Source organism: Psychrobacter sp. R86515, from assembly GCF_042466315.1.
GTDB lineage: Bacteria > Pseudomonadota > Gammaproteobacteria > Pseudomonadales > Moraxellaceae > Psychrobacter.
The window spans coordinates 308,201-333,230 of record NZ_JAXHCC010000001.1 but is presented as its reverse complement, the minus strand read 5'-3'; the positions used below and the strand labels follow the sequence as shown (position 1 = coordinate 333,230).

At 43.1% G+C, this 25,030-nt stretch carries 22 protein-coding genes; 13 read left to right on the top strand and 9 right to left on the bottom strand.

The features are described from left to right. Positions 1–86: 86 nt before the first annotated feature. A complete protein-coding gene (locus SJY28_RS01410) occupies positions 87–1,049 on the bottom strand; it encodes an acyltransferase (RefSeq protein WP_379543179.1) in 963 nt (320 codons plus the stop codon). A 375-nt stretch (positions 1,050–1,424) separates the two neighbouring features. Between SJY28_RS01410 and SJY28_RS01405 the strand changes: the two genes are divergently transcribed. The 7 genes from SJY28_RS01405 (at position 1,425) to SJY28_RS01375 (ending at position 10,175) form a co-directional block, all read left to right on the top strand. Further along, on the top strand, positions 1,425–2,081 hold the full coding sequence (locus tag SJY28_RS01405; protein WP_057761553.1) for an OmpA family protein: 657 nt from the start codon (positions 1,425–1,427) through the stop codon (positions 2,079–2,081). Positions 2,082–2,437: 356 nt separating this feature from the next. Then, the gene (locus tag SJY28_RS01400; RefSeq protein WP_379543177.1) at positions 2,438–3,898 is read left to right on the top strand and encodes an imelysin family protein; all 1,461 of its coding nucleotides are present in this window, start codon (positions 2,438–2,440) and stop codon (positions 3,896–3,898) included. 285 nt (positions 3,899–4,183) lie between these two features. Continuing rightward, positions 4,184–5,836, top strand: coding sequence for a di-heme oxidoredictase family protein (locus tag SJY28_RS01395; RefSeq protein ID WP_379543176.1), 1,653 nt, complete (start codon positions 4,184–4,186; stop codon positions 5,834–5,836). A gap of 69 nt (positions 5,837–5,905) precedes the next feature. Beyond that, positions 5,906–7,057, top strand: a complete 1,152-nt coding sequence (locus SJY28_RS01390; protein ID WP_379543174.1) for an imelysin family protein — start codon at positions 5,906–5,908, stop codon at positions 7,055–7,057. 3 nt (positions 7,058–7,060) lie between these two features. Continuing rightward, a complete protein-coding gene (locus SJY28_RS01385) occupies positions 7,061–8,617 on the top strand; it encodes a DUF1513 domain-containing protein (protein WP_379543173.1) in 1,557 nt (518 codons plus the stop codon). Between the two features lie 216 nt (positions 8,618–8,833). Further along, positions 8,834–9,367 carry a M48 family metallopeptidase gene (locus SJY28_RS01380; protein ID WP_379544885.1) on the top strand — a complete coding sequence of 178 codons (534 nt, stop codon included), beginning with the start codon at positions 8,834–8,836 and terminating at the stop codon, positions 9,365–9,367. Between the two features lie 205 nt (positions 9,368–9,572). Continuing rightward, the gene (locus SJY28_RS01375; RefSeq protein WP_379543172.1) at positions 9,573–10,175 is read left to right on the top strand and encodes a methyltransferase domain-containing protein; all 603 of its coding nucleotides are present in this window, start codon (positions 9,573–9,575) and stop codon (positions 10,173–10,175) included. Here SJY28_RS01375 and SJY28_RS01370 read toward each other — a convergent pair. Continuing rightward, positions 10,153–10,824, bottom strand: coding sequence for a hypothetical protein (locus SJY28_RS01370; RefSeq protein WP_379543171.1), 672 nt, complete (start codon positions 10,822–10,824; stop codon positions 10,153–10,155). The genes SJY28_RS01375 and SJY28_RS01370 overlap by 23 nt on opposite strands. Positions 10,825–10,864: 40 nt before the next feature. Next, a complete protein-coding gene (locus SJY28_RS01365; protein WP_201568716.1) occupies positions 10,865–11,776 on the bottom strand; it encodes a hydrogen peroxide-inducible genes activator in 912 nt (303 codons plus the stop codon). A gap of 268 nt (positions 11,777–12,044) precedes the next feature. Between SJY28_RS01365 and ahpC the strand changes: the two genes are divergently transcribed. Continuing rightward, complete coding sequence (gene ahpC / locus SJY28_RS01360; protein ID WP_057761534.1) at positions 12,045–12,611, top strand: alkyl hydroperoxide reductase subunit C; 567 nt, start codon at positions 12,045–12,047, stop codon at positions 12,609–12,611. A 170-nt stretch (positions 12,612–12,781) separates the two neighbouring features. Here the strand turns inward: ahpC and SJY28_RS01355 are convergent, their stop codons facing one another. Next, positions 12,782–13,030 carry a YdcH family protein gene (locus tag SJY28_RS01355; protein ID WP_057761532.1) on the bottom strand — a complete coding sequence of 83 codons (249 nt, stop codon included), beginning with the start codon at positions 13,028–13,030 and terminating at the stop codon, positions 12,782–12,784. Positions 13,031–13,469: 439 nt separating this feature from the next. Here SJY28_RS01355 and ahpF point away from each other — a divergent pair, with 439 nt between their 5' ends. The 3 genes from ahpF (at position 13,470) to SJY28_RS01340 (ending at position 18,554) form a co-directional block, all read left to right on the top strand. Further along, positions 13,470–15,047, top strand: a complete 1,578-nt coding sequence (gene ahpF / locus SJY28_RS01350; protein ID WP_379543170.1) for an alkyl hydroperoxide reductase subunit F — start codon at positions 13,470–13,472, stop codon at positions 15,045–15,047. Between the two features lie 259 nt (positions 15,048–15,306). Further along, the gene (locus SJY28_RS01345; RefSeq protein WP_379543169.1) at positions 15,307–16,755 is read left to right on the top strand and encodes an alanine/glycine:cation symporter family protein; all 1,449 of its coding nucleotides are present in this window, start codon (positions 15,307–15,309) and stop codon (positions 16,753–16,755) included. Positions 16,756–16,865: 110 nt separating this feature from the next. Beyond that, entirely contained in the window at positions 16,866–18,554 is a 1,689-nt protein-coding gene (locus SJY28_RS01340) for an SIR2 family protein (protein WP_379543168.1), read from the top strand. 85 nt (positions 18,555–18,639) lie between these two features. Here the strand turns inward: SJY28_RS01340 and SJY28_RS01335 are convergent, their stop codons facing one another. The 5 genes from SJY28_RS01335 to SJY28_RS01315 all read right to left on the bottom strand — a co-directional run bounded on the left by SJY28_RS01335 (position 18,640) and on the right by SJY28_RS01315 (position 22,932). Continuing rightward, positions 18,640–19,497, bottom strand: coding sequence for a bile acid:sodium symporter family protein (locus tag SJY28_RS01335; protein ID WP_379543167.1), 858 nt, complete (start codon positions 19,495–19,497; stop codon positions 18,640–18,642). A 387-nt stretch (positions 19,498–19,884) separates the two neighbouring features. Beyond that, a complete protein-coding gene (locus tag SJY28_RS01330; protein ID WP_057761521.1) occupies positions 19,885–20,217 on the bottom strand; it encodes a TIGR01244 family sulfur transferase in 333 nt (110 codons plus the stop codon). Between the two features lie 66 nt (positions 20,218–20,283). Next, a complete protein-coding gene (locus SJY28_RS01325) occupies positions 20,284–20,610 on the bottom strand; it encodes a beta-lactamase hydrolase domain-containing protein (RefSeq protein WP_057761519.1) in 327 nt (108 codons plus the stop codon). Between the two features lie 236 nt (positions 20,611–20,846). Beyond that, the gene (locus SJY28_RS01320; RefSeq protein WP_379543166.1) at positions 20,847–22,550 is read right to left on the bottom strand and encodes a SulP family inorganic anion transporter; all 1,704 of its coding nucleotides are present in this window, start codon (positions 22,548–22,550) and stop codon (positions 20,847–20,849) included. A 46-nt stretch (positions 22,551–22,596) separates the two neighbouring features. Further along, positions 22,597–22,932, bottom strand: coding sequence for a helix-turn-helix transcriptional regulator (locus SJY28_RS01315; protein ID WP_238052827.1), 336 nt, complete (start codon positions 22,930–22,932; stop codon positions 22,597–22,599). A gap of 330 nt (positions 22,933–23,262) precedes the next feature. Here SJY28_RS01315 and SJY28_RS01310 point away from each other — a divergent pair, with 330 nt between their 5' ends. Beyond that, positions 23,263–24,135 (top strand): MBL fold metallo-hydrolase, encoded by an 873-nt coding sequence (locus SJY28_RS01310; RefSeq protein WP_114701566.1) that lies wholly within the window; start codon positions 23,263–23,265, stop codon positions 24,133–24,135. 159 nt (positions 24,136–24,294) lie between these two features. After that, on the top strand, positions 24,295–24,915 hold the full coding sequence (locus SJY28_RS01305; protein WP_379543165.1) for a class I SAM-dependent methyltransferase: 621 nt from the start codon (positions 24,295–24,297) through the stop codon (positions 24,913–24,915). The last annotated feature ends 115 nt before the right edge of the window (positions 24,916–25,030 follow it).

Below are 25,030 nucleotides of genomic sequence, written 5' to 3'. Positions count from 1 at the left end.
TTATTACTTAGTACGCTTGCATAAACTGTTCTTGGCATTTGATAAGGTCTAACAGTCAGCCAGTTTAGTATTGCTGAGCGTCTTTGTTAGGCATCTTGCGTTTTAGGATTGGTTTCAAAATCTGCCAACATAGTGCTAATACGCTCATCTTTTTGACGCCATACTTGCTCAACCCAGTCGAACATTTGAGCTTTTGTATCCTCGTCATTTTCGTAGCCACCTTGCTTGATACTTTCGAACAAGGCATCTGGTATGTCGATGTAGCGCAAATCAACGCCCAAACGTTTGATATTGCCTTTCCAAAGATCGCCGTAGCTTGGCACACCATCAGGGTATACGATGGTCATGTCTAATATGCCATCGATATCTTCACCTAATGCACTGATAGCCAATGATAATCCGCCTGCACGAGGTTTTAATAAGTGTGTATAAGGCGATTTTTGCTGAGCTTGTTTGGCTTTGGTAAAACGAGTACCTTCCAAATAATTTAATAAGGTAAAAGGTTTGTCTTTTAATAGGGCGCAGGCACGTTTGGCTTCTTCGATGTCTTTACCTTTTAGCGCAGGGTTTTTGGCAATGGCCTCTTTCGAGTGTCGGCGCATCATTGGAAAATCTAAAAAGTAAAAAGCTTGACCAACGATAGGGATATAGATCAGCTCAAACTTGGTAAAAAATCGCGTGAGTGGCAAACGTTTTTCGCCAATATACTGCACGATGCTGGTATCGACCCATGATTGGTGGTTGCTCACTAGCAGGTATTTACCATTAATATGAATATCATCTGGTAGATTGATACGCCAATCTTTGCGAGGCAGCATATTGTCGATTAAGGCACTGTTGCTACTGATCCAGTGAGTAGCAATTTTGATAACGGCTTTATCTGCAATAGAGGCGCCAGTAATGACCTTACCAACGCCCATTAGCCATAAAGGAATACTACCACCGAAGCTATTGGCGGCGATGACACCAGTGGCTGTTGCAAGCGACACAGCTTTACCCAGTTTAGGCGAACGTTTATGCATTTTTCGAATGGTAGATGTCAGTCGCATGCTCAATCCTTTTCAGTCTATCTGATTAATAATAAGCTGTATGTCGCTGAATCTGTCATAGTCAAGTCAGGAGCATTATGAATGTAAAGCTTTAAATCATGACTATTTAAAGCCGACAAATTCAGCGATATAATTTTAGCAGAAACATGTTGTAGTGTACGGTTGTAAACGTGACTAGTGGTAGCAAGGCGCGGAGATTTGACCTGTAAAATCATTGAAATATAACCTGCACTTCTCATACATAGGTATGACAAAATATTACACAGAGATAGGTTGTAGTTGCCATAATAATGGGGAATGTAGATAAGTACTTAAAAAAGATTAATGGACAATCTTTATAAAAAGCACGATTTTTTAAACTTAAGAGGAAATATTATGCGTAATACTTTAATGATTGCAGCAGTAGCATCAGGTCTAGCACTTAGCGGTTGTACAACAGATCCAAACACTGGACAACAGCGTCTAAATAAAGCTGCTCTAGGTGGTCTAGTTGGTGCAGCAGGTGGTGCAACTATTTCAAAAGCAACAGGCGGCGACAAAACTGGTCGTGATGCAGCTATCGGCGCAGCACTAGGTGCAGGTGTTGGTTACTACATGGAGCGTCAAGCTCGTCAGCTTGAGCAGCAAATGGCTGGTACAGGCGTAACTGTTGAGCAGAACCCAACCACTGGTAACATTGATTTGGTTATGCCAGGTAGCATCACGTTCTCATTTGATGATGCAACCCTTAGCTCATCATTCAAGCCAACGCTTGATAAGCTTGCTTCAACGATGAACCAGTACAACCAAAACACAATTACTATCGCTGGTCACACTGATAGCAAAGGTTCTGCATCTTATAACATGGGTCTGTCACGTGATCGTGCTTACTCAGTTGCTAACTACTTAACAGCTCGCGGTGTTGCTTCAAACCGTGTAAACGTTGTTGCTTACGGCGAGTCACGTCCAATCGCAGACAACAACACTGAATACGGCCGTGGTCAAAACCGCCGTGTTGAATTAACAGTTAACGCACCACAGAGCGTAAACTAATCAATAGTTATAACTAATAAATAGCTATATAGCTATTAAGTATGTGCTAGATATTTGAGCACATATATTTCAAAAAGAGTCAGCGATATGCTGGCTCTTTTTTTTATGTTTTCATTTTGAATAAAACAGTGATGATTGATAGATATAGTTAATATTAAATTAAATATTGATAATGATTATCAATAACACTATAATTTGTCAGTGTTTGCTATTGATGCAATATTAAACGTCTTATCGTGCGCACTGAGATTCAATGTGCATGGCTAAGATAGCCTGCTGTAACATGGCTTGATTATCAAAATAATTGAGGCTACTTAACCAAAACGAATTTTTTGCTATATTTCTTGAGGATATGTATGACGATTACCACAGTAACGAGCCGTAAGCTTTTACCAACTACTTTAGCTGTTGCACTTGCAGGATTGTTAATGGTGTCGGGCTGTACAAAGCAAGCCGATGAAGACACCAATGCTGCGACAGAAACGCAAACAGAAGTAGCAAACACAGAGACGGCTGATAATACAGAGATGACTGCTGCCGAAAAAGCACATATTGATAGATTGATTATCAGTTATGCAAATATGGCACACGCCGCTTATAAAGATTCGTTAGATACGGCTAAAGCGCTACAAACTGCGGTAGAAACTTACGTGGCCACTCCAACACAAGAAAACCTTGATGCTGCAAAAGCTGCCTATAAAGCAGCACGTCAACCGTATTCACAAACTGAGATTTTCCGTTTTGATGAAGGCTTTGTGACTGCTAATGACAAACGTGCTATCAACAGCATCGATAGCTGGGAAGGGCAGATCAATGCTTGGCCACTTGATGAAGCATTGATTGATTATGTTGGTGATGACTATGAAGGCGAATATAACAGCCAAGAGAACATCATCAATAGCGATAGTATTACTGTCGGTAGTATCAAGCAAGATACCAGTACGATTACGCCTGAGCTACTTGCAGAAATGAATGAAATCGGTGGTAGTGAAGCCAACGTAACGACTGGCTATCATGCGATTGAATTTATGCTGTGGGGTCAAGACAACAATGGCGTAAAAGAAGGCGCAGGTAATCGCCCAGTCACTGACTATGCGACTCAAGCCGGACAGTGTACTAGTGGTGAGACCGTCAATGAAGATGCCAGTATCTGTGAGCGCCGTGGTGAATTCTTAACTGCTGCAACTCAACTATTGGTTGATGATTTGACCGCGATGGAAGCCCAGTGGCAGCCTGATACTGAAAATACCTTACGTAGTGATTTGATAGCGCGCAAATATGACAATGGTCTGCGCCAAATTATGTATCAAATGGGCAGCTTAGCATTAGGTGAGCTTGCTTCTGAGCGTATGCAGGTCGCTTTTGTTACTGGTTCTACTGAAGATGAGCACGAATGCTTTAGTGATTTGACCCATTTAAGCTATGCCAATAATGCGCGCGGTATCCAAAACGTCTTTAATGGTAGCTATACAACAGTCGCTGGTAAGACAGTGGGCGGCTACGGTATCAAAGACTATCTAACGGATAACGGCCATACAGAAGCTGCTGATAAATTGGCTGCTGAGTTCAACAAAGTAGAAGGCGCGTTTAACGTTATCGTTGAAAAAGGCGAAAAAGACGGCATCAAGATTGACCAGATGATTGCAACTGTCGGTCAAGCCAGCCAAGAGGGTATCTCTGCTGAAGAACAAAATGTCCGTCGTGGATGGGTTGAAGCGGGTATCACTAGCTTACAAGAGCTGACGGCCAGCATCGAAAACGCTGCAAAAGCAGTTGGCATCGATAATCTAGACGCAGATGCCGGGTCACAGTTTTAAGGAAAATTTAAGCTAGCGGCCCTTACTTAAAAGCCTTTCATTGGCTTTGCGACGTTTTATTAGTCGTTATAGGTCAGTAACCGCTGTTTATTAGATACTTAGATTAGATATAATACGTGCGTTGTCAGCCACCGTTGGCAACGCATTTTTACGAGCATTAAATAAGCCAATTGGCCGGTGTACCATTTCATTATATTTCGATAAGCAATGATTGTGACGACATATAATGAGATGGTATGACAAAATTTTAATGGTTCTACTCTAGCGCTAAGGCAATTAATTTCTATGAACGCCAATTATGTTAACCCCTCTGAGTCTTATCTTGCTACTCAAATCCTACGACATATACCCTCTAAGATTGCGCTAATTATCGCCAGTGCAATGGCTATCAGTGCGTGTCAACCATCTGACAGCGTTTCAGACGATACTTCAGAGCAGGCCACAAGTAATGAAAGCAGCAGTGAAAAAAGCCAGTCACTGTCATCCGAACATGTCAAAAATATAGAAACACTGGCGGGCATGCCGATGCAGCAACTGGTGAGCTTTGACCCTCAGGAGATCAAGCAAGGCGGCGACTCTGGTATTAGTATTAGCAGTGCTGAAAGCTACTCAAAGCCTTCATCGAATCTAGCAGCTTCTCGTAAAGGGTCGTTCTTTATCGGTAATGCGTTCTTTAAGCAGCCATGGGTGGTCGCTCCTGCTAGTACTGATAGTCGTGATGGACTGGGTGCATTATTCAATGTGGCCGCTTGCCAGTCCTGTCATGTCAAAGATGGGCGAGGTCATGCGCCGATGACTGCCGATGACGATGCTGATAGTTTGTTAATTCGTCTGTCTATGCCAGCGACGACCGATGAGCAGCGCCAACAGCTACAGGATTCGCTGATTGAAAAAGTGGTTCATCCTATGTATGGTGGGCAGCTACAAGATCGTGGTATTCAGGGCGTGCCTGCTGAAGCCAGAATTGCGGTGCAATGGACAGATAAACCAGTTACCTTTGCTGACGGATATGTCGAGACACTACGTGCGCCAACGTTTAATTTGACCAAACCTGGTTACGGTGCTTTTGACGATGACATGATGGTATCACCGCGTGTGGCGCTACCGATGATTGGGCTTGGGCTGCTAGAGCAAATATCTGACGATGACATTAAAAAACAAGCCAGCGACAGTAATGATAGCGATATCAGTGGTAAGTTTAACTGGGTCATGGATCCGCAAACGGGCAAGCGTGCACTTGGACGATTTGGTTGGAAGGCGGGTCAAACCAAGCTGATTACCCAAAACCAAAGTGCCTTTAACGAAGACATGGGTCTGACGTCGAACATCCGTCCTAACGAATCCTGTATGCCAACACAGACCGCTTGCCTAAATGCAGCGACAGGTGCTGATGAACAGGGCAATGGTAAATCACCTGTGGAAGTAAATGATGAGGTTGCGAAATTTGTAGAGTTTTATACTCGCAATCTAGCAGTACCGCATCGCCGTAATGCAGATGATAAGCTTGTGCTAGCTGGCAAAAAGCGTTTTTATGACATGGGTTGTCAAAGTTGCCATACGCCAAGATATCAGTTGCCAAAAACCGACGATGATCATCTTGAGCAGCATGGACAAGTGATTTATCCTTACACAGATTTGCTATTGCACGATATGGGCGATGATCTCGCTGATCGTACGATTGCTGGCAAACTACCACCAAAAGATGCCCAAGTTGAATTTTTAGCCAACTCTTATGAATGGCGCACGCCAGCACTTTGGGGCGTAGGGCTTGCTCAGACAGTTGATCCTCAAGCGACGTTTTTGCATGATGGCCGTGCCCGTACGTTGATGGAAGCTGTTTTATGGCATGGCGGAGAAGCCGAAAAGCAAAAGCAACAAGTATTGAAGTTGGACAAACAGGGTCGCGCAGAGCTTAATGCGTTCCTAAAGTCGCTATAATGAAGTTGCTATTATAAAATCAGTATAAAAACGCTATAAATTACTACCTATAACATTACCGAGAAAACTATGAAAATAAACCACGCTTTGGCAATGGCGCTATCTGCATTGAGTGCTGGACTGCTGATCAGTTGTGTCAAACCTGCCGATGACAACAAAGCTGCAGATGTAGACAGCCAAAAAGTTGTGCAAGACAGTGCAGCTACTGACAGCTCAGTAGAAAACAGCAAAGAAAGTACTGAGCAAGTCGTTGCAGTAGATATCAGCCCTGAGACTGCAAAAACGTACTTGACGCATGTGGCAGACGATATCGTGATTCCTGCGTATGCTGATGCAGCCAAGCAAAGCGATCTGTTGAACGAATTGGCGCAGAAACATTGTACCCAAGCACCAGTAAGTGGCGATGAGCTACAAGCATTACGTGCGCAGTGGCTAGTATTGGCACAAGCCTGGTCAAGTGCTGAGATGGTCAACTTTGGTCCTGCGACTGCCAGTATGAGCAATCTATACATTAACTACTATCCTGACGAGCGCGGACTCGTACATAGTGGCGTGGCTGATTTAATCGCTGCCAGTCCAAAACTAACGCCAGAGCAGCTAGCTGGCGAGAGCGCTATCGTACAAGGCGTACCAGGGTTGGAAGAGGCTTTGTTTGCCAATGACAGTTTAGACGCTGGTCAGTGTGCTTACGTGATTAGTGCCAGTAGTGCGTTGAGCACGCGTCTAAAAGACATCGAGAAAAACTGGCAGCAAAACGCGACTGATTTATTGGCGATAGACAAAACAGCAGAGAGCGATAGAGGCCTAAATCAGTGGATTAACTCTCTACTATCATTGATTGAGACCATGAAGTCTAATGCCATTGATCAGCCACTCGGTCTAACAGGGAAAGCAAAAGGTCATTTACCTGCTGCTACTGCTGGTCAAAGCCGCGCTATCATCAATGCTAAGTTAGATACGATTAATAAAGCCATGACTGACCCTGTGTTGACGGCTATTCTTGGCAGCAATGACGAAAACAAAGTTTCGGATAATCTATCAACTGCATTGGCTGATACAACCGCATTATTGGCACAAATGCCAGAAGATTTATCAAAGGCTAGTAAGGACGACCAACAAGCGTTATACGATCATCTGACTGATGTCACTCGTCTGATTAAACGCCAGTTAATCCCAGCACTTGGTATCCGCGTAGGCTTTAACAGCACTGATGGCGATTAGACAATGTCTACTATCGAAGCGGGTACAGCAGTGTCATTAGCCCAGACTCATGACCAGTTAAATAGGTCTAATCGGTCTGGGACAACTTCGTCAACTCATGAGCTTTTGACGACTTCAGTGCTGACAGCAGTGGGTACGGCAGCATTGGTTGGTATTCACCATCGTTATCGTAAGCAGCAGCATCCAGATGCCAGTCTACAAGATTATGTAGATGGTATTCGTACACAGTTGCAGGCATTACGAGCGGCACCTGATTCAACGCCGAAACTTTCGCGCTTGCGCTATGCTTGTGAGCAAGCAGCGGTAACATGGAAGCAGGCTTATCATGCTGTAGGTGATAATAATAGTGATGTACCTGATTTTGCTGTCATGCATACGACAACGATGCTGGCGCGCCCAGTCAGCTGGGTCAGTGGCGTCGCATCACTACCAAAAGATCAGGCCACATTAAGCCAAAATGAGCATGACTTTGGTGTGGTAGGTATTGATGCTGACAGACAAATCGTTTGGCAAACGACTATGCCTGAGCGTGTCCACGACATCGTTGTTCAGCCTGTATCTGTCAATGTATCTGAAGCTCAGCATAATACTGTCGAGCAGAGACGTGATGTCGTCGTCATGGGTCGTCGTCCAAGCGAAAGATTCTGGGTGCTTAATACGTCAAATGGGCAAGTACAACATGCGATCAAAGCTGATGTAAACCGTCACTTTTATGGTCATGCTTGCTATAGCTTAGATGGCAGCTTGCTCTATGTAACTGAGAATGACACAGTGAGTTTGGCAGGTAAAATTGGTATCTATGATGCCAATGATTCTTATAAAAAAGTAGCAGAGTTTGACTCATATGGTATCGGGCCGCATGAACTGATTATGCATCCTGATAGCGAAACGCTCATCATTGCAAATGGTGGTATCAAAACCGAGCAGGCTTCACGCGAAGAGCTAAATCTAGATACCATGCGACCATCACTGGTTTATCTGAATCGTCATGATGGCACACTGCTTGAGCAAGTGACTCCCGAACATAATCAGATGAGTGTACGTCATTTAGCCATGCACGATGACGGCACAGTGATGATCGGTATTCAGTTCCAAGGTGAAAAACATATCAATGTCCCATTGGTATTGACCCATAAACGTGGTGACGGCAGCTTTACTCCATTGACCATGCCAAACAATCAATGGCAGCGCTTTCACCAATATATCGCTAGCGTGGCGGTGGATAGTGAGCGTAACCTACTGTGTGTGACCACGCCGATTGGTGGCTGTGCAGCGATTTATGATTTACATACTCGCAAGCTGATCGATGATGTAAGCCTGCCAGATTGTGCAGGAGCTTCGGTGTTAGCTAATTCTAGTGTTTCAATGAGTAAAATTGATAAATATGCCGAACCAACAGGATTTATCGTTAGTGATGGTCAAGGACAGTTAACCGCGCTAAGAGTAAATGCCTTACCAAAAGTAAAGTTGGACGTAAACGACATCGAATTTCATGAGCGAATTATAAAAGACAGTCAACTGCATATGATGTCGTTTGACAACCATTTGCAAGCACTGTAATACGTGACATTCAACAAGAGCGACAGACGAACAGGCATGGTGATTAATAATGACTATTACTAGAATGGCAGTAATAGTCAGCCAAGGAGATAGAGCATTAGCTTAGACACCAATTTAGACACTGTCAGACAGCAGCTTGCACAAGCAGGCATCGAGCTACATATCAGTCAAAAGCGTGTTAAAAATATCAATTTTCGCTTAAAGCCCCATACGTTGATGGTCTCTGCACCGATGCATGTCAGCGCATCACAAATGTTGTATGCTGTGGCTAAGCGGGTGCCTTGGGCTATTTCAAATCACCCGCAGGTATTAGAACAGTATAGACGTAGACAGAATACATCGTCTGACCCTTCAGCTGCGAATAACTCAGTTTTATTATGGGGCACGGTGCAATCATTTACGCTCAGTCCCGATCAAAAAATCACCTATTATCGGCAACAACTTTCTGAAGTCGCACCTGCACTATTTGATAAGTCGCAGCCAATCGTTGGCGTTCATGCCAATGAAATACGATTGAAAAAAATGCACACACGTTGGGGCAGTTGCAACACGCGTGCAAAACGAATTTGGCTATCGGTTTATCTTCCTGCCTATCCTATCGAATGCACCGAATACGTAATCGTTCATGAGCTGTGCCACTTGCATCATGCCAATCATAGCCGAGCGTTTTGGCAAACGGTTGCAACAGCGATGCCAGATTATCAGCAATGGCATAATATCCTAGCGGGCAAGACAGGGCAGCTGGACTAAACGTATCATCTAAATATCTAACCATCTAAATAGCCCTGGTAAATAGCTCGGTATCATCTGAGAAACTTTCACTGTGTAGAGGCTTATCATCCCATTTTCGTTATTATTTTTAAAATAAGGACACGTCTGAATAAGCCTGATATGATAAGGAATAACGGTACAAATTGTTTCATTTAATCAGCAGGTTTATATACAGGGATGTTATATGGAAAACGTCAACCAAGCGGAGTTTTGGCAACAGCGTTATGAGAAGAACAGCATCGGTTGGGATATGGGACAGGTATCACCACCGCTCAAAGCTTATATTGACCAGTTACCTGAAAGCGCGAAAGATCAAGCGATACTAGTGCCAGGTGCAGGTAATGCTTATGAAGTGGGCTACTTATATGAGCAAGGTTTTACCAATGTCACGCTGGTTGACTTTGCCCCTGCACCGATTGAGACGTTTGCAGAGCGCTATCCTGATTTTCCTTCTGAACACTTGATCTGTGGGGATTTTTTTAGCTTGTCAGCTGAGCAGTATCAATTTGATTGGATACTTGAGCAGACGTTTTTTTGTGCGATCAATCCATTGCGCCGTGATGAATACGTGCAACAGATGACAAGGTTGTTAAAGCCACAAGGTAAACTGGTTGGATTGTTATTTGACACGGATTTTGGACGAGAAGAACCACCATTCGGCGGCAGCAAGGAAGAGTACCAACAGCGTTTTCAAAGTCATTTTGATATCGATATTATGGAGCCTAGCTATAATTCACATCCAGCGCGGCAGGGTAGTGAGCTGTTTATAAAGCTGCGAGTAAAGTAAGCTCGCGCTTGATATTATCTCGAGCTTGCGTTTCTAACTGATTGTAGTAATGGTCAGTCAGATAAAGTTTGGGATGCGCTAGTAATCCTTGTAGCACTGCAGTGCGCCCATCACGGTAGTTATCATCTGCGACATGCTTATATTCTTGACGTATTGCCTTTGCATACTGCTTGTAGATAGGCAAAGGCGCACCCAAAATACTCAAATCCATATCTAACAGATACGCAGCATCATTATATTTGTCACTGTCTACCAACGTATCTATCTGATGATTAGCCGTCATCATAATGAGAGCATGAATCTGTTGGCATTGCTCTGGACTGAGATATGAGCTCAAGGCATCTGTCGCAAATTCTGCACTTTTTAGCTCGTTATCGGAGCGGGTTGGGTCGTATATTACATCATGATAGTACAATGCCAATGCAATGATATGCGGCTCAGCAAGATGGTGTTTAATACTTTCAAGCTGTATCAAGAGCTGCTCAATATGATTGAGTGTATGGTAAGCACGTTGTGGTTCGCCATAGCGCGTCACGATATTTTGCCAAAGTCTATCTATTTGCTTTGGCGAGATATCGCTGGTCATAGCTGACAAATACTGTGCAAAGCACTTGCCAAGCTCATCGTGCTTATTTGAGGCAGTTTTCATATGTCATTTTTTCACTATGACCGTGGCAAAGATGGTTTGATTATTCTTTGTTAGCTACCGCATCTTTAAATGCTTTATTAAACACCTCACCAAGCAAGCTAACATCATCGACACGCGCATAGTTTAGACGGGTGACAAAGGCAATATGGCGATGCGGCCCGTCTTCAGCCAATGGTATGGCGACGGCATTTTGGTTTTGCAGGTGTAGCTGATCGAGCGCCATTTCAGGCACTAGCGTTGTGCCCATGTTGGCAAGTGCCATTTGAATCAAGGTATTTAAACTGGCATCTGAAAAGCTTGATTTCATTTGTGCACGGTCGAAATGACAGACAGACAGGGTCTGATCGGTTAAGCAATGACCTTCACCAAGTAACATCAGATTGGCAGTCGCCAGTTCGTCAGCATTGATGGTATCAAGCTTGGCATGTATGTCATCTTTTGGAAATACAGCGAAGAAGTCTTCACTCCAGAACTCAAAACTGTGTAGCCCATCTACCGCATACGGTAGTGCAATGATAGCCGTATCGATATGACCGTAGCGTACTTGCTCAAGCAGACGCTCTGTCTGTTGTTCGACGATGGTCATACGGAACTCTGGATATTGTGCACGCAGCGCAGGCAGTACTTTTGGCAGCAAATAAGGTGCAATTGTCGGAATAATACCGACAGTCATAGGATAGGCAAGCGGCGTCTGATGGCTATGGGCACGTGTGGTCAAATCGCTGACCTCAGAAAACACTCGCTGCGCCCGCGTGAGGATATCTTGACCGATAGGGGTAATCAACACCTGCTTATTATTGCGCTCAAAAATCTGAGTATCTAACTGTTTTTCTAATTCTGCGATACCCAAACTCAGTGCAGACTGTGAGATATTGCAATCCTCAGCAGCACGTTTAAAATGACGATGTTTGGCGACGGCTAGGGCAAACTCAAGTTGTCGTAAAGTAATCATAAAACCTCTCTTTTAATGGGTTTTTAATACAATTTATTATGTTTGGTCAACCTTTATAAGGTAGCAAATTACCAATTAAGCACCAATGATAAAATGTAGAGATAATAGTTTAACAAGTTTAATAAAACAAAACATCACATTAAAAACTTTTAACTGGATTAACCATAGAATTCGCGTATAGTTTGTCAGGTAGCCCAGAGAGCTAGAGGGCTAATTGAAAAAACCATATAATTAATTTCCAATTTACTTAACTATAGAGGAGCCAACCATGGCGTCTATCATCAATCAAGAAATCCCAGAATTCTCAGCAGATGCATACGTAAATGGTGAATTCAAAACCATCACTTCAGAAGACGTAAAAGGCAACTGGGCGATTTTCCTATTTTACCCAGCTGATTTCACGTTTGTTTGCCCAACTGAGCTAGAAGACATGGCCGCTCATTATGACGAGCTAAAAGGCCTCGGTGTTGAAGTATACTCAGTATCTACTGACACGCATTTCACACATAAAGCGTGGCATGATTCTTCAGAAGCTATCGGTAAAGTACAATACCCAATGATCGGCGATCCTACTGGTAAAATCACTCGTGGCTTTAATGTCATGATTGAAGAAGCAGGTTTGGCTGAGCGCGGTACGTTCCTAGTAGATCCTGATGGCTTGATCCAAGTCGCTGAAATCCATGCTGGCGGTATCGGCCGTAGTGCAAAAGACATGCTACGTAAAGTAAAAGCAGCACAGTATGTTCGTGAAAATGACGGCGAAGTTTGCCCAGCAGCTTGGGAACAAGGCGGCGACACATTGAAGCCAAGTCTTGACCTAGTTGGTAAAATCTAAGTAGACATTCCATACTTAGATAAAAGTAGTGCTGTATCTTAAATATCTGATTTAAGGCAGTACTACAAATAAAGACCCCATCAACATAAGTTGATGGGGTCTTTTTACGTCTTAAGCATAGATATTGTTAGTATTATTTTCTCAGCATATCTCTAAGTATAGACGCAATATTAAGCGCGAGACTGTGCTTTATTTTTATCAATAGTTTTATAAATCTCGTCTTTGAGTTGTAGCTTTCGTCGTTTCATCTGTTCGATTTCTTCGTCGCGACTGGCATGCTTGACCACATCGTTTTCAAGCTTATTTATTTGTCTATCTAGAGTCGTATGCTCATCGAAGATACTCGCAAAATGCGTGTCCTTTTGCTTTAACTCATCGATAATATCACTGTGATCTTGCCATGTGTCTGTCATTGTCATGTTGTCATCCTTGTTATTTAGTGCAAGCTTAGAATAAGCGTAAGCACGTTATGGTTAAGACGCTTATGATGGTGAGACTTTGTTTGGAAGGGGTGAAAGTTTAATGGTAATAAAGATAGTTGTTTCACGATATTGATAATGCATATTGCTATCAATACCATTCGATTGTAGCGAAAAAATAGACCATGTACCATCACTATCATTTGTTTGTGTATTTGTATTTAATTATTTAAATCAGTAAACGATTGGTTTTATAAAACATAAAGTTTGAGTTTCTCAGCTTGCCGAAACTCGCTAAACGCTTGATAATAGACACATCAAAGGGCAAGAGCCCACTATATATAACCTTTTATACAAAATTATTAACACCAACTATTTCATATTTAGACGCGTAGCATGACAGCTGCCGTTACATATTCAGTCATAATGAGGAACAAACATGATAGATCAGAATTTATTAGATGCCGTTAAGAGCTATAGCGAAAACATGACACGTCCAATTACCTTTGTACTAGGTAATGGTACGCATGCAAAACGTGCAGAATTGGTAGATTTTTTGACCAAGATTGCTGGAACAACAGACAAAATCAACTTCGATGCAGAAGCAACTGACGATAGTTTGCCTAGTGCGATTAGTTTCAAAGTAGTCAGTCATATTAATGGCGCATCAAACGACACTGGTATCGTATTTAGCGGTATCCCAGGTGGTCATGAGTTTACGTCATTGGTTTTGGCTATTCTGCAAGCAGGCGGTCATACGCTAAAGTTGGATGAAGGCATCCAAAAGTTAGTTAAGCGCTTCAATAAGCCATTACAGTTTCAGACCTACGTGTCATTGTCATGCCATAGCTGCCCAGAAGTCGTTCAAGCATTGAATCAGTTTGCGCTACTAAACGATGGTATTAGCAACGAGATGATCGATGGTGCATTGTTCCAAGAGCAAGTAGAAGCGAACAAAATCCAAGGCGTACCAGCTGTATTTTTAAACGGTAAGCCATTTGCTAACGGCCTAATCGATACTGCTAAATTGATCGGAAAATTGCAAGAGCAGTTCCCTGATCTGTTGTCAGAAGTAGAAGACGATGCTGAGCAATTAGAGCAGCAAGATGTTACTATCATCGGTGCTGGCCCTGCAGGTGTGGCTGCTGCTATTTATACAGCGCGTAAAGGCTTAAAGGTCACAATGGTCGCTGACCGTATCGGTGGACAGGTGAAAGACACGCAAGACATCGAAAACTTGATTTCAGTGCCGCTAACTAATGGTACAGATTTATCGACTAACTTTGTCAAGCACTTGGCCGAATACAATATCACGTTAAAAGAGCATGTGAGCGTTAAAGAAATTGGCGAGACTGAAGAAGAGAACTACAGTATTCACCTAAACACTGGTGAGACTTTTAATACACGTAGTATTATCTTAGCGACAGGTGCTCAGTGGAGAAAGCTTGGTGTACCGGGTGAAGAAGAGAATATCGGTAAAGGCGTGGCTTTCTGTGCGCATTGTGATGGCCCATTCTTTAAAGGGAAAGATATCTCAGTGATCGGCGGTGGTAACTCAGGTGTTGAAGCAGCACTAGATTTGGCAGGTATCGTCAAGCACGTTACTGTACTCGAGTTCGCTGATGAATTAAAAGCTGATCAAGTACTGATCAATAAAGCGAAAGAGAAAACCAACATCGAGTTCATTACCGGTGCAGCAACGCAAGAGATCAAAGCGACTGATGGTAAAGTATCGTCTATCGTCTACCAAGATCGCAGCACAGGTGAGACTCATGAGCGTGATTTATCAGGGGTGTTTGTACAGATTGGTTTAGTACCAAACACTGGATTCATCAAAGGCTTCGTTGATCTAAACCGCTTTGGTGAGATCGAAATCGATGAGCGCTGCCGTACAGATCGTAAAGGTATCTTCGCTTGTGGTGATGTAACCACCGTGCCATTTAAACAGATTAACATTGCGATGGGTGAAGGTAGTAAAGCGGCATTGTCAGCGTTTGAATACTTGGTTATGCAGTAAGTTATTCGGTTTAGTTTCAGTATAAAAGGCCACCTCGGTTGAGGTGGTTTTTTTATGCTATCGCATAAATACGTCTCTATAGAATAAATCTTAATATTTAGGAAATAGCCATTTGCGTGAGCCAATAACGCGATTTCACTCAGAAAATATCAGTATTTACGTTACAAATTCGACATTTGCATTACAAACTCGTGTTGTTGATGCAATAATGTATGCAATAAAACCTATCATAGCGTCATGAACTATAAGGAAAATAGGCATGGAATACATTGAAGCTTTTTTTGCCCTAGTCGGGGATCTAACGTGGGGCTGGGCGCTCGTGCCTATGCTAATTATCTTTGGTTTATTATTTACCATCGTAGGTAGGTTTGCCCAGTTTAGATATTTTAAACGTATGTTCCGCGTATTTAAAACGGATGAAGTAGGAGACGACGGGATTTCTGCCCGTCAGGCGTTGCTCGTTTCTATCGGTGGACGTGTGGGCGGCGGTAACATTGCTGGCGTTGCGGTTGCCATCTCTTTAGGAGGACCGGGAGCGGTATTCTGGATGTGGGTTGTGGCCTTAATTGGCATGATGACCAGCATTGTCGAGTGTAGCTTAGCTCAGCTTTACAAGCGTAGAGACAATGATGGTAACTTTCGCGGTGGCCCTGCGACCTATATCTTACATGGGTTAGGTAAAGACTATCGCTGGCTTGCCGTTATTTATGCTATTGCTTTACTACTGTCTTTCTCTATCGGGTTTATCGCATTCCAAGGCAATACGGTAGCAGGCTCAGCGCTTGAAAGCTTTGGGATTGAGCGCTGGATATCGGGTGTGGTATTGGTCATTGCGGGTGGGTTTATTGTCTTTGGCGGTATTCAGCGCATTGCCAAAGTAGCTGACGTTATCATTCCTGTTATGGCATTAATCTATATTGGTATGGCACTTGTTGTTATATTGCTCAATGTCACAGAGCTTCCTGCACTGATGGTAATGATTGTCAAAAATGCATTTGGCATTGAGTCTGTCGTGGGCGGTGGTATTGGTGTGGCGATTGAGCAAGGCATGAAGCGTGGTTTATTCTCTAATGAGGCAGGTCTAGGTTCTGCGCCTAATATTGCTGCCACCGCTTATGCCACTCATCCTGTGAGTCAAGGTATCTCGCAGTCATTATCTGTATTTATTGATACGATAATCGTATGTAGTGCCACCGCATTTATGATTTTACTGAGCGGCGTGTATCAACCAGGTGCTGAAGTCGATGGTATTGTACTGGCACAGCAAGCGCTAACGACTCAGCTTGGGAATTGGGCACAGTATATCCTGACCATATCGCTATTGTTATTTACACTAAGCTCTATCATGTATAACTACTACATGGGCGAAAACGCTATTAATTTCTTGATCAAAAAGAATATTAAAAAAGCGACCTTGGTTTTACGAATTGTCGTAATGGCGATATTATTCTTGGGCGCAGTGGCTCCTGCCGCTACTACAGTATTCTTCTTCGCTGATCCGTTGATGGGTGTGCTAGCGTTAGCAAACTTATTGGCCTTGATAATGTTGTTTCCACGAGCTAAGCGTCTACTTGACGACTTTGCAAGTCAGTTAAAATCAGGGGTTAAAGAGCCGCTATTTGATGCAAAAGAGTATGAAAAATTAGATCTCGATCTGAGCGCATGGGGTAAAAAAGCAGTAAAAGAGGCATTAGAGCAAAAGCAGTAAAACGTTATGCTCGAAGTCTTATCAAACAAAAAACCACTCTGGCTAAGCTGAAGTGGTTTTTTTGTTATGATAACCAGACAAGTATAAGGCTATATAAAGGCGCTTTGACCATGAATAATAATGAAAATCCATATGCAGTAGAAGATTTGGCTAAATTTATGCGGCTTGCCAAAAAGGCAGAGAAGCCATTTATATTTATTACAGGTGCAGGATGTTCGGTAACCGCAGGTATCCCTTTAGCCCAGAAAATTGTATCAGAACTGAATGAAAAATTTGCTTTGGAGTTAAAACCCTTATCTGATGAAGACCGTAGAGATTACGGTAAGTGTATGGGGCGTCTAGAGGCTTCCAAACGTCGCGAATATTTACAAAAATATATTGGAACAGCAAAGATAAATTGGTCACATATCGCTTTGGCTTGTTTGATAAAAGAAGGTTATATTCGCCGTGTGCTGACTTTTAATTTTGATAATCTATTAGCACGTAGTTGCGGGTTACTTGGGCAGTATCCACCGACTTATGATTTTACCGCTGCTAATTTAAATCTGCATCGTTTGATAGATGACCCTGCTATCGTGCATTTACATGGACAGGGACACGGTTTTGTTCAGCTGAATACAGATTCTGAGACAGAAGAACATGCGGCACGGCTCAAAGAATTCGTCGGTCATACTTTGAGTGAGTCACCAACACTGTTTATTGGCTACAGTGGTAAGAATGATGCGTTTTTACCACAAATTGAAGAACAGTTCGACGATCAGCATCGGTTGTTTTGGGTAGATATGGGCGGTCAAGCACCAGATCATCTACAACGCAAACTATTATCCTCTCGTTTGGCACATTATATGAGCTGTGAAAATGGTTCAGATTTATTTCTTATTCAGTTGGCACGGGAGTTAGGCTGCTTTCCACCCACTATTTTTGCAGACCCTTATCAGCATTTACTGGATGAGCTGGATGAGATAGCAAGTTTTCCAATATCAAAGAATGAACTATCAGCACATGAGGAGAATGGAGCAGCACGGTTTAGTGATAGTACACAAGACATTTTGCTAGAAACCAAAAATAAGCTCAAGGAAGTGCAGCGAGATAGAAATGGAGAAAATGATTTTTTACAGGAATATTTGCAGGGTAATTACCAAAAAATAGTCAGAATACTGGAGGTTAAAGACTCTTTAAATCATGACCAATCTTTGTGGCTTGCGCGTTCTTATCTTAGTCTAGCTTTGGAAGAGCCGAACGAATTAGAGAAAATAAGAATATACGATAAGTTAATTAACAAGTTTAGAGAAGGTAATATTTTAGATATACAAGAGCAAGTAGCAAAAGCGCTAGTTAATAAAGCAGTTATGTTAGAAAAAATTGGAAACTTAGATGATGCAGTTGACGTTTGCGGTGAGCTTCTTAATAAATTTAGTGCTTCCAGCGATCTTGTTATACAAGTGCAAGTAGCAAGAGCTCTTAATGGTATGGGTTATTCAAAATTGTTAAAGGCTAAACAGCAATGGAGTATGCCAGATGAAGCAAAGTTCTATCTAAATGCCGCTTTAGAAGACTTGACTATAGCTTTGAGACTACTACCAGAAAATCTTCATGCCATAATTTTAGGCAATATAGCGTATATTAAGTTCTTGCAAGAAAAAATCACTCAATCTGAAACATATTTACGTAAAGCGTTACATTATGGTGGGCGACATTTATATGAAGCAACATTACAAGATATTGTACGATTTCCGATTAATCCTGATTCGGAATTTAAAGAGTTATTAGAAATTATTTGGAAAGAAATAAATGAGTAATCTAAAAACTATAGGCTACTATTTGTTAAAAAAACGCCCGTCCAAATTTTGGATGGGCGTTTTTCATTTCTCGTACTTACTACAATCAGTTCTTGTTTTTGATTAGGAAAATAACGGGCAGCGCAACGACATACATCAGCACACCGTACAAAGCAGCAGGTAGCGCAATAACAGGCAGTGTGCTCACACCCATGATGATAGGGGCTAAGGTGATAGCCGTCGTACTATTTTGGATACTGGTTTCTATCGAGATGGTTTTGGTATCAAACCAGCTGAGCTTTAGGACTCTAGAGATTAAGATGCTAATAGCAAATAAAATAGCAATGATAAAGACTAGCTCTAAACCAATTTGAGTGAACTGTGATTGTAGTAGTTGCCAGTTAGAGGCAATAGCAGCAAAGACAATTAAGACAAAAAACACGCTGGCCAAGCCGTTTAGAAGACTGCTACGACGTATCATAAAGTCCGTAAATTTGTGGCGAGCAAGCATACCAAGAGACACTGGCAATGTGGTCAATAAGAACATGACTAGGCCAATCTTTATCGCGCTAATAGAGTTCGCTTGATCTTTCATAAAATGATCAAAAGCCAACGTAATTAAGATAGGCAGCGTAATGACCGATAGTATGCTGACTACACCGGTCAACGCGATAGAGAGCGCGACATTTCCTTTGGCATAGTAGGTCAGCATGTTGCTAGTGACGCCGCCGGGGCAAAAACTAATCAGCATAATTCCAAAAGCAATGGCTGGTGGCGGAGCCGTTACTAACACGACTGCGAGCGCAACCAACGGTACCAACACAACTTGATTGATTAAGCCAACAAAGAACGCTTTTGGATATTTGGCAATGACCTTAAAATCACTCAGTTTTAGCCCTGCTCCTAGAGTGAACATAATGTAGGCAAGTGCTAGTGGCAGTAATGCTAGCGCGGTATTATTCATCAAACATTCCTTGTAAAACTAAAATGCCATATCAAGATGGCGTTTTGAAAGTAAATAGCAGCGAGGTGACCTTGTCACCATACAGCTGCTCACATTCCATGTGTTTAGGTATTTAATCGTCTAGCTATTTAGGTGTCTCAACCACCAAGCTAGATCAAGCCTATCAAGTGATAATAGCGGTATTACGCTCGTAAAGTAACCCACTTGTCGTGACTATTGAGGTTGGTCGAGGTTGTTGGAAGCTATCGGGAAGTGATTGGGCTGTGACTAGGTAGTGATTGTACTGTTTGTAGTTAATGCAACTTTGAGCATAATGATAAGCGCAATAAAAAGCCCACAAGTTTCTGTGGGCTAAATACTCTAACTGTCTAGTCTGTTCATGCTGTACTAGTCGTCTAGTAAATCCATTTGCTTAGCTGCTTCATAGATACCGTTTGAGCGGTTACCTGTGCGGCAAAAAATCAACATTGGCTGCTCAGCTTGATTAAAGAAATCTGCAAACGTTTCGACATGAGTTTGGTTCAGCTCATTACCTGCAAAAGAAATCTCTTTATAAGCAAGTCCAGCTTCTTTGGCTGCTGCTTCGATTTCGGCACTGGTTGGCTGATTTGGCTCTTCACCATCAGGACGGTTGTTGATAATGGTTTTGAAACCATTTTCGGCAATCATTGGCACTTGGTCAGGCGTGATTTGTCCGGTAAAGCTAACTTCATGGCTCATAAGAGCTCCTTTTTTTATTGGTGTTGTTGGGTTTATAAAACGTGTGAGTTCGTGTGACGGTTATCGTTATAACAGACCTTGCATCAATGCACTTTGGTACAGTAGCTTGGCGCGTGCCCCAGTACCGCAAAACATTAATATAGGCTTGGGCATTGAGTGATAGAAATCGGCAAACTGCTCGACCGTCAGCATACTTAAACGCTCATCATCAAATGGCAGATGCTGATACGCTAGGTTTGCCTGTTCGGTAGCAGTCGCCAAATCGCAGCTATTAGGCTGTGTTTCAATTTCGGCATCTGGGCGAATATTAAGCACTGAGCGATAACCAAGCTCAGCAATCTTAACGCATTGGCTTGGGTATATTTGCTTATAAATCGTTAAATCATCGGTCATAAAATAGGTTCAGTTATATTTGTTAAAGTATATTTATTATTGAGGGTTGGGCTAAGAATATCAAAGGACTATACACCAGCATTCTTTAGGCGGATTTATAGGTTAATTGATTCCCTATTTAGTGCGTCTAGCATAACACAGGCGCTATCATAGCGATATTGTGTTGTAGGCGACAATAGTAATTGAGGTTGAGAGAAGTTAATGTCGCAGCGACTTTGTTGTGGTCAAACTATAGATTATTTTAATGCATCGACAGCATCTAAAGTACTCAGATAGACCTGCCCTGATAGCTCACTAATCAATGGGGTGTGACCGATAATGTCCATCACAGGACCTTTGATAAAGCTAAAATGTAAGCGCTTGTTCTGTAACGCCAACTCGTGGTTTAAGGTACAAAGCATTTCTTGAGCAGTCAGATCTATATGATTGACAGCAGCCATAATCAATATGATTTCATTGGCATTGGGATATTGCTGCATGGCATTTAGGATGTGTCGGTGTACGGATTCACTATTACCAAAGAACAGACTCTCATCGATACGCAACATCAATAAATTGCTAAAAGTCACTACATCATGGCGATTAATATTACGAAAATGCCCTGTGCCGCCCAACTGTCCAACGACAGCCACGTGCGGCTTACTCAACTGCCAGATGAGACTGGCGAATGACACCATTAGACCAATGACCAGTCCCGTGTTTAGTCCAAATATAAGCACACCGACGAACGCAGCCAAAAAGCTAGCACCATCTAAGCGATCACGCTGCCATGCAGATTTCAACGTCGCAATATCTATCAGGCCAATGATAGAGGCCATGATAGTTGCGCCCAGTAGTGCATAGGGTAGTGGAGCAAGCGCATTGCTAAAGGCTATGAGCGCGGCAATCATTACCAGTACGGTAACGAGACTAGCTAGTGGTGTCTTCGCGCCTGAGTCGGCATTGATAGCCGTACGCGAAAAACCTCCTGCAACCGCAAAACTTTGGAACAGTCCACCAGACAGATTGGCCAGCCCAAGTCCAGTTAACTCACGATTGGCATCAAAGCTTTCACCACGCAAGCGCGCATAAGTACTGGCAACTGAACTGCTCGATACAAATACGATCAGTGCCATCAATCCTGCGGTTGGTAAAAGCTTCAGTGCTTCTTGCAGGTCTGAGATATGCGGTAACGTAAAGCTCGGTAGCCCTTGTGGAATACGACCGATGGTCGCCACACCATGTGTGCTCCAATGCAGTGCCATACTGAGTAAGATAGCGATGCCAAGTAAAATAAGCGGGAATAAGCGCTCTGCCCATTTGGCATATGACGATGATAGCCACGTCTGCCATATCCACTCACTTGCATAGCGATTGGCAACCAATAGCGCAAATGCGGTCACACCAATAGCTAAGGTCAATGGATGCAGCTGGCTGGCATAGCGTTGCATGGTAGTCAAATACCCAATCAAACTATTGCCAGTGACCGGAATGTCTGTCAGATATTTGAGCTGACTGACAAATATAAGGACCGCTGCACCGCTTACAAACCCTGCGGACACACCGCGACTGATAAACTGCATGATCCAGCCAAGTTTTAACCTGCCTGCAATCCAGAGCAGTGCACCTACCATCAGTGCCAATAGGCTAGCCATCAGTGCATACTGTTCGGTACCTTGCTCGGCATAAGGCAATAAGCCACTGGCGGTCATGATGGCGGTAATGGCAACCGGTCCTACGGCTTGCACGTTGCTAGAGCCGAGCCACGCATAAACGAGGACAGGTACGATCGCTGCATATAGGCCATAGACAGGTGGCAGTCCTGCAAGCACCGCGTAACCTAGGCTCTGCGGTATGACCAACACGCCCACCACTATGCCTGCGACGAGATCAGTCGGCAACGCTGAGAGCTGGTATTGACGCAGCCAAGCTGGAATCAGACGAGCGACGATAGAGGACATATCAATCACCACAGTAGATAGTACAAATAATTATGCGAGGGCGGCGTTATTCTGCTTTGGCACAAAAACGTTGATACAGCAGATCGAGTACAGCTAGCGCATCTTCGCTTGCGATACTATAGTAAATTTGCTTACCTTCGCGGCGTGTGGCGACCAGCTCGTCTTTACGCAATATACCCAGTTGCTGCGATAAGCTCGGCTGTCCAACTCCAACCAAATCCTCAAGCTCACCGACGCAATATTCACCTTGGGTCAATTGACAAAGAAGAAGTAGGCGATCAGGGTGCGATAGCGACTTTAATAGTTGGCTGGCTTGTAGCGATGCTTGCTGCATTTGCTTGGCAAGATCGGCAGGTACTAAATCTGCAGTATCAGATGACACATCGTCAGTGGTACTGCGAGTAAGTGTACCTTCGGCTGAAATAGAAGTAGTCAGAACAAATTCCTTACATTAGATGGTAACAAATGCCATGATGTTTTGAGCAATATATAGTTGATTATCAATGATATCACGCCACATAGCAAGTTATCATTAATTACATTATATAAATTGATAAATTGTATGGTGGTTGTTATATTGATGGCATCAGATAAGTCGTAGGAACGCATTATATACGACTGAATATCATACTTAAGGGTTAATTAAAGATAAAAATCCCTATGACCAAAATATGTATAAATAACTTATGTATAAATAATTGAAGAGGCCGCCATGCAAGTTCATTCTTTTTTAGATAGCGATACAGAAACTTATACCCACGTACTTGCTGATACTGAGCAAAAATTATGCGCCATTGTCGATCCTGTATTGAACTTCGATGCTAAGTCAGGCCGAACCAATACTAGCAGTGTCGATGAAGTGATTGAGTTTGTACGTGAGCAGGATTGGACGCTCAAGTATATTATCGAGACCCATGCGCATGCAGATCATTTATCTGCCGCCATCCATGTAAAAGAAAGCCTTGGCGGACAGTTAGTCATCGGTCAGCATATCACCGAAGTACAAAAAATCTTTAAGCAAATTTTTAACTTTGACACCAGTTTCCGTACTGATGCCAGCCAGTTTGATATTTTGACAGACGAAGGTGAGACCTTAGAGCTTGGCAACATTACTATCACTGCGATGTATGTACCCGGTCATACGCGTGCTGATATGGCCTATCTAGCCGCTGATGATGAGAAAACAGTGGTATTCGTTGGGGATACGTTGTTTGCGCCTGATGTCGGTACAGCACGCTGTGATTTTCCTGGTGGCGATGCCAAAACGCTTTATCAGTCTATTCAGAAGCTGCTAGCACTTCCTGAAGATACCGTCATGTATCTGTGTCATGATTATCCAAGCAAAGGTCGTCAGCACTGCCCAACGACGACAGTAGCGGCGCAAAAACTAGAAAACATCCATGTCAAAGACAGTATAAACGAAGCAGAGTTTGTACAGATGCGTGAGCGCCGTGATGCGACTCTAGATATGCCTCGCCTTATCATTCCTGCTGTACAAATCAATATCGATGCAGGGCATTTTCCAGAGCCAGAGGACAATGGTACACGTTATCTAAAAGTACCGATCAATGTCCTTGGTGGATAAGTTAAACAGTGCAATAACTGAAAGTCATTACCCGATGCAGCTCTACGTAAGTATCGTATGATTGATATCTATAAGAATGCTAACCTATAGACTGTCCATTTTTAGATGCTATGTATGACCACCTGCAAGCGCTAAGTGCGGCAATAACTGGAGAGAGCAATGAACCCTTACGAGCGCTATGTGTTGCCAAAGATGATAGATATTGCCTGTAGTACAGGCAATGTGATGAAAGCACGTTCCAAAATTGTTCCGCAAGCGCTCGGTAAGGTGTTGGAGATCGGCATTGGTAGCGGTCTGAACTTACAGTTTTATGATGCTAACAAAGTCTCCTCTATCATCGGTGTGGATCCAGCGGCTCAAATGCAGTCGCTGGCTCGTGAGCGCGCGGCTGACATTGGCATTCCGGTTGAAGTGATAGCTGTCGATGTACAAGGTATCCATGCTGATACGGATCAATTTGATACGATTGTGATGACTTTTACCTTGTGCAGTATTGATGATCCAATAGCGGCGCTTCGAGAAATGGCGCGCGTGTTAAAACCTAGCGGACGCTTATTATTTTGTGAGCATGGACTGGCACCAGACTCTTCTGTTGAGCGTTGGCAGCATCGATTGACACCTTTTTGGAAACCTATAGCAGGTGGGTGTCATTTAGATCGCGATATTCCGGCGCTTATCAGAGAAGGTGGGTTTGCTATTGACGAGTTGAGCGAGGCGTATTTGCCCGGCCCAAGACCAATGAGCTATGTGTATAGCGGTGTGGCACAGCAACTGGCATAAAGAATAAGCCCAATTAACTATGCTAAAATTATTTACCAATCAACGCAACGAGACTATAACTACAGCAAGCAACGTAAATAGCCTTTAGATAAAAACATCATGAACAGTATTTGAA

Excerpts from the sequence above, each read along its gene's own strand:
- SJY28_RS01410 (WP_379543179.1), bottom strand. The coding sequence starts at position 1,049 with ATGCGACTGACATCTACCATTCGAAAAATGCATAAACGTTCGCCTAAA.
- SJY28_RS01405 (WP_057761553.1), top strand. The coding sequence starts at position 1,425 with ATGCGTAATACTTTAATGATTGCAGCAGTAGCATCAGGTCTAGCACTT.
- SJY28_RS01400 (WP_379543177.1), top strand. The coding sequence starts at position 2,438 with ATGACGATTACCACAGTAACGAGCCGTAAGCTTTTACCAACTACTTTA.
- SJY28_RS01395 (WP_379543176.1), top strand. The coding sequence starts at position 4,184 with ATGAACGCCAATTATGTTAACCCCTCTGAGTCTTATCTTGCTACTCAA.
- SJY28_RS01390 (WP_379543174.1), top strand. The coding sequence starts at position 5,906 with ATGAAAATAAACCACGCTTTGGCAATGGCGCTATCTGCATTGAGTGCT.
- SJY28_RS01385 (WP_379543173.1), top strand. The coding sequence starts at position 7,061 with ATGTCTACTATCGAAGCGGGTACAGCAGTGTCATTAGCCCAGACTCAT.
- SJY28_RS01380 (WP_379544885.1), top strand. The coding sequence starts at position 8,834 with ATGGTCTCTGCACCGATGCATGTCAGCGCATCACAAATGTTGTATGCT.
- SJY28_RS01375 (WP_379543172.1), top strand. The coding sequence starts at position 9,573 with ATGGAAAACGTCAACCAAGCGGAGTTTTGGCAACAGCGTTATGAGAAG.
- SJY28_RS01370 (WP_379543171.1), bottom strand. The coding sequence starts at position 10,824 with ATGAAAACTGCCTCAAATAAGCACGATGAGCTTGGCAAGTGCTTTGCA.
- SJY28_RS01365 (WP_201568716.1), bottom strand. The coding sequence starts at position 11,776 with ATGATTACTTTACGACAACTTGAGTTTGCCCTAGCCGTCGCCAAACAT.
- ahpC (WP_057761534.1), top strand. The coding sequence starts at position 12,045 with ATGGCGTCTATCATCAATCAAGAAATCCCAGAATTCTCAGCAGATGCA.
- SJY28_RS01355 (WP_057761532.1), bottom strand. The coding sequence starts at position 13,030 with ATGACAATGACAGACACATGGCAAGATCACAGTGATATTATCGATGAG.
- ahpF (WP_379543170.1), top strand. The coding sequence starts at position 13,470 with ATGATAGATCAGAATTTATTAGATGCCGTTAAGAGCTATAGCGAAAAC.
- SJY28_RS01345 (WP_379543169.1), top strand. The coding sequence starts at position 15,307 with ATGGAATACATTGAAGCTTTTTTTGCCCTAGTCGGGGATCTAACGTGG.
- SJY28_RS01340 (WP_379543168.1), top strand. The coding sequence starts at position 16,866 with ATGAATAATAATGAAAATCCATATGCAGTAGAAGATTTGGCTAAATTT.
- SJY28_RS01335 (WP_379543167.1), bottom strand. The coding sequence starts at position 19,497 with ATGAATAATACCGCGCTAGCATTACTGCCACTAGCACTTGCCTACATT.
- SJY28_RS01330 (WP_057761521.1), bottom strand. The coding sequence starts at position 20,217 with ATGAGCCATGAAGTTAGCTTTACCGGACAAATCACGCCTGACCAAGTG.
- SJY28_RS01325 (WP_057761519.1), bottom strand. The coding sequence starts at position 20,610 with ATGACCGATGATTTAACGATTTATAAGCAAATATACCCAAGCCAATGC.
- SJY28_RS01320 (WP_379543166.1), bottom strand. The coding sequence starts at position 22,550 with ATGTCCTCTATCGTCGCTCGTCTGATTCCAGCTTGGCTGCGTCAATAC.
- SJY28_RS01310 (WP_114701566.1), top strand. The coding sequence starts at position 23,263 with ATGCAAGTTCATTCTTTTTTAGATAGCGATACAGAAACTTATACCCAC.
- SJY28_RS01305 (WP_379543165.1), top strand. The coding sequence starts at position 24,295 with ATGAACCCTTACGAGCGCTATGTGTTGCCAAAGATGATAGATATTGCC.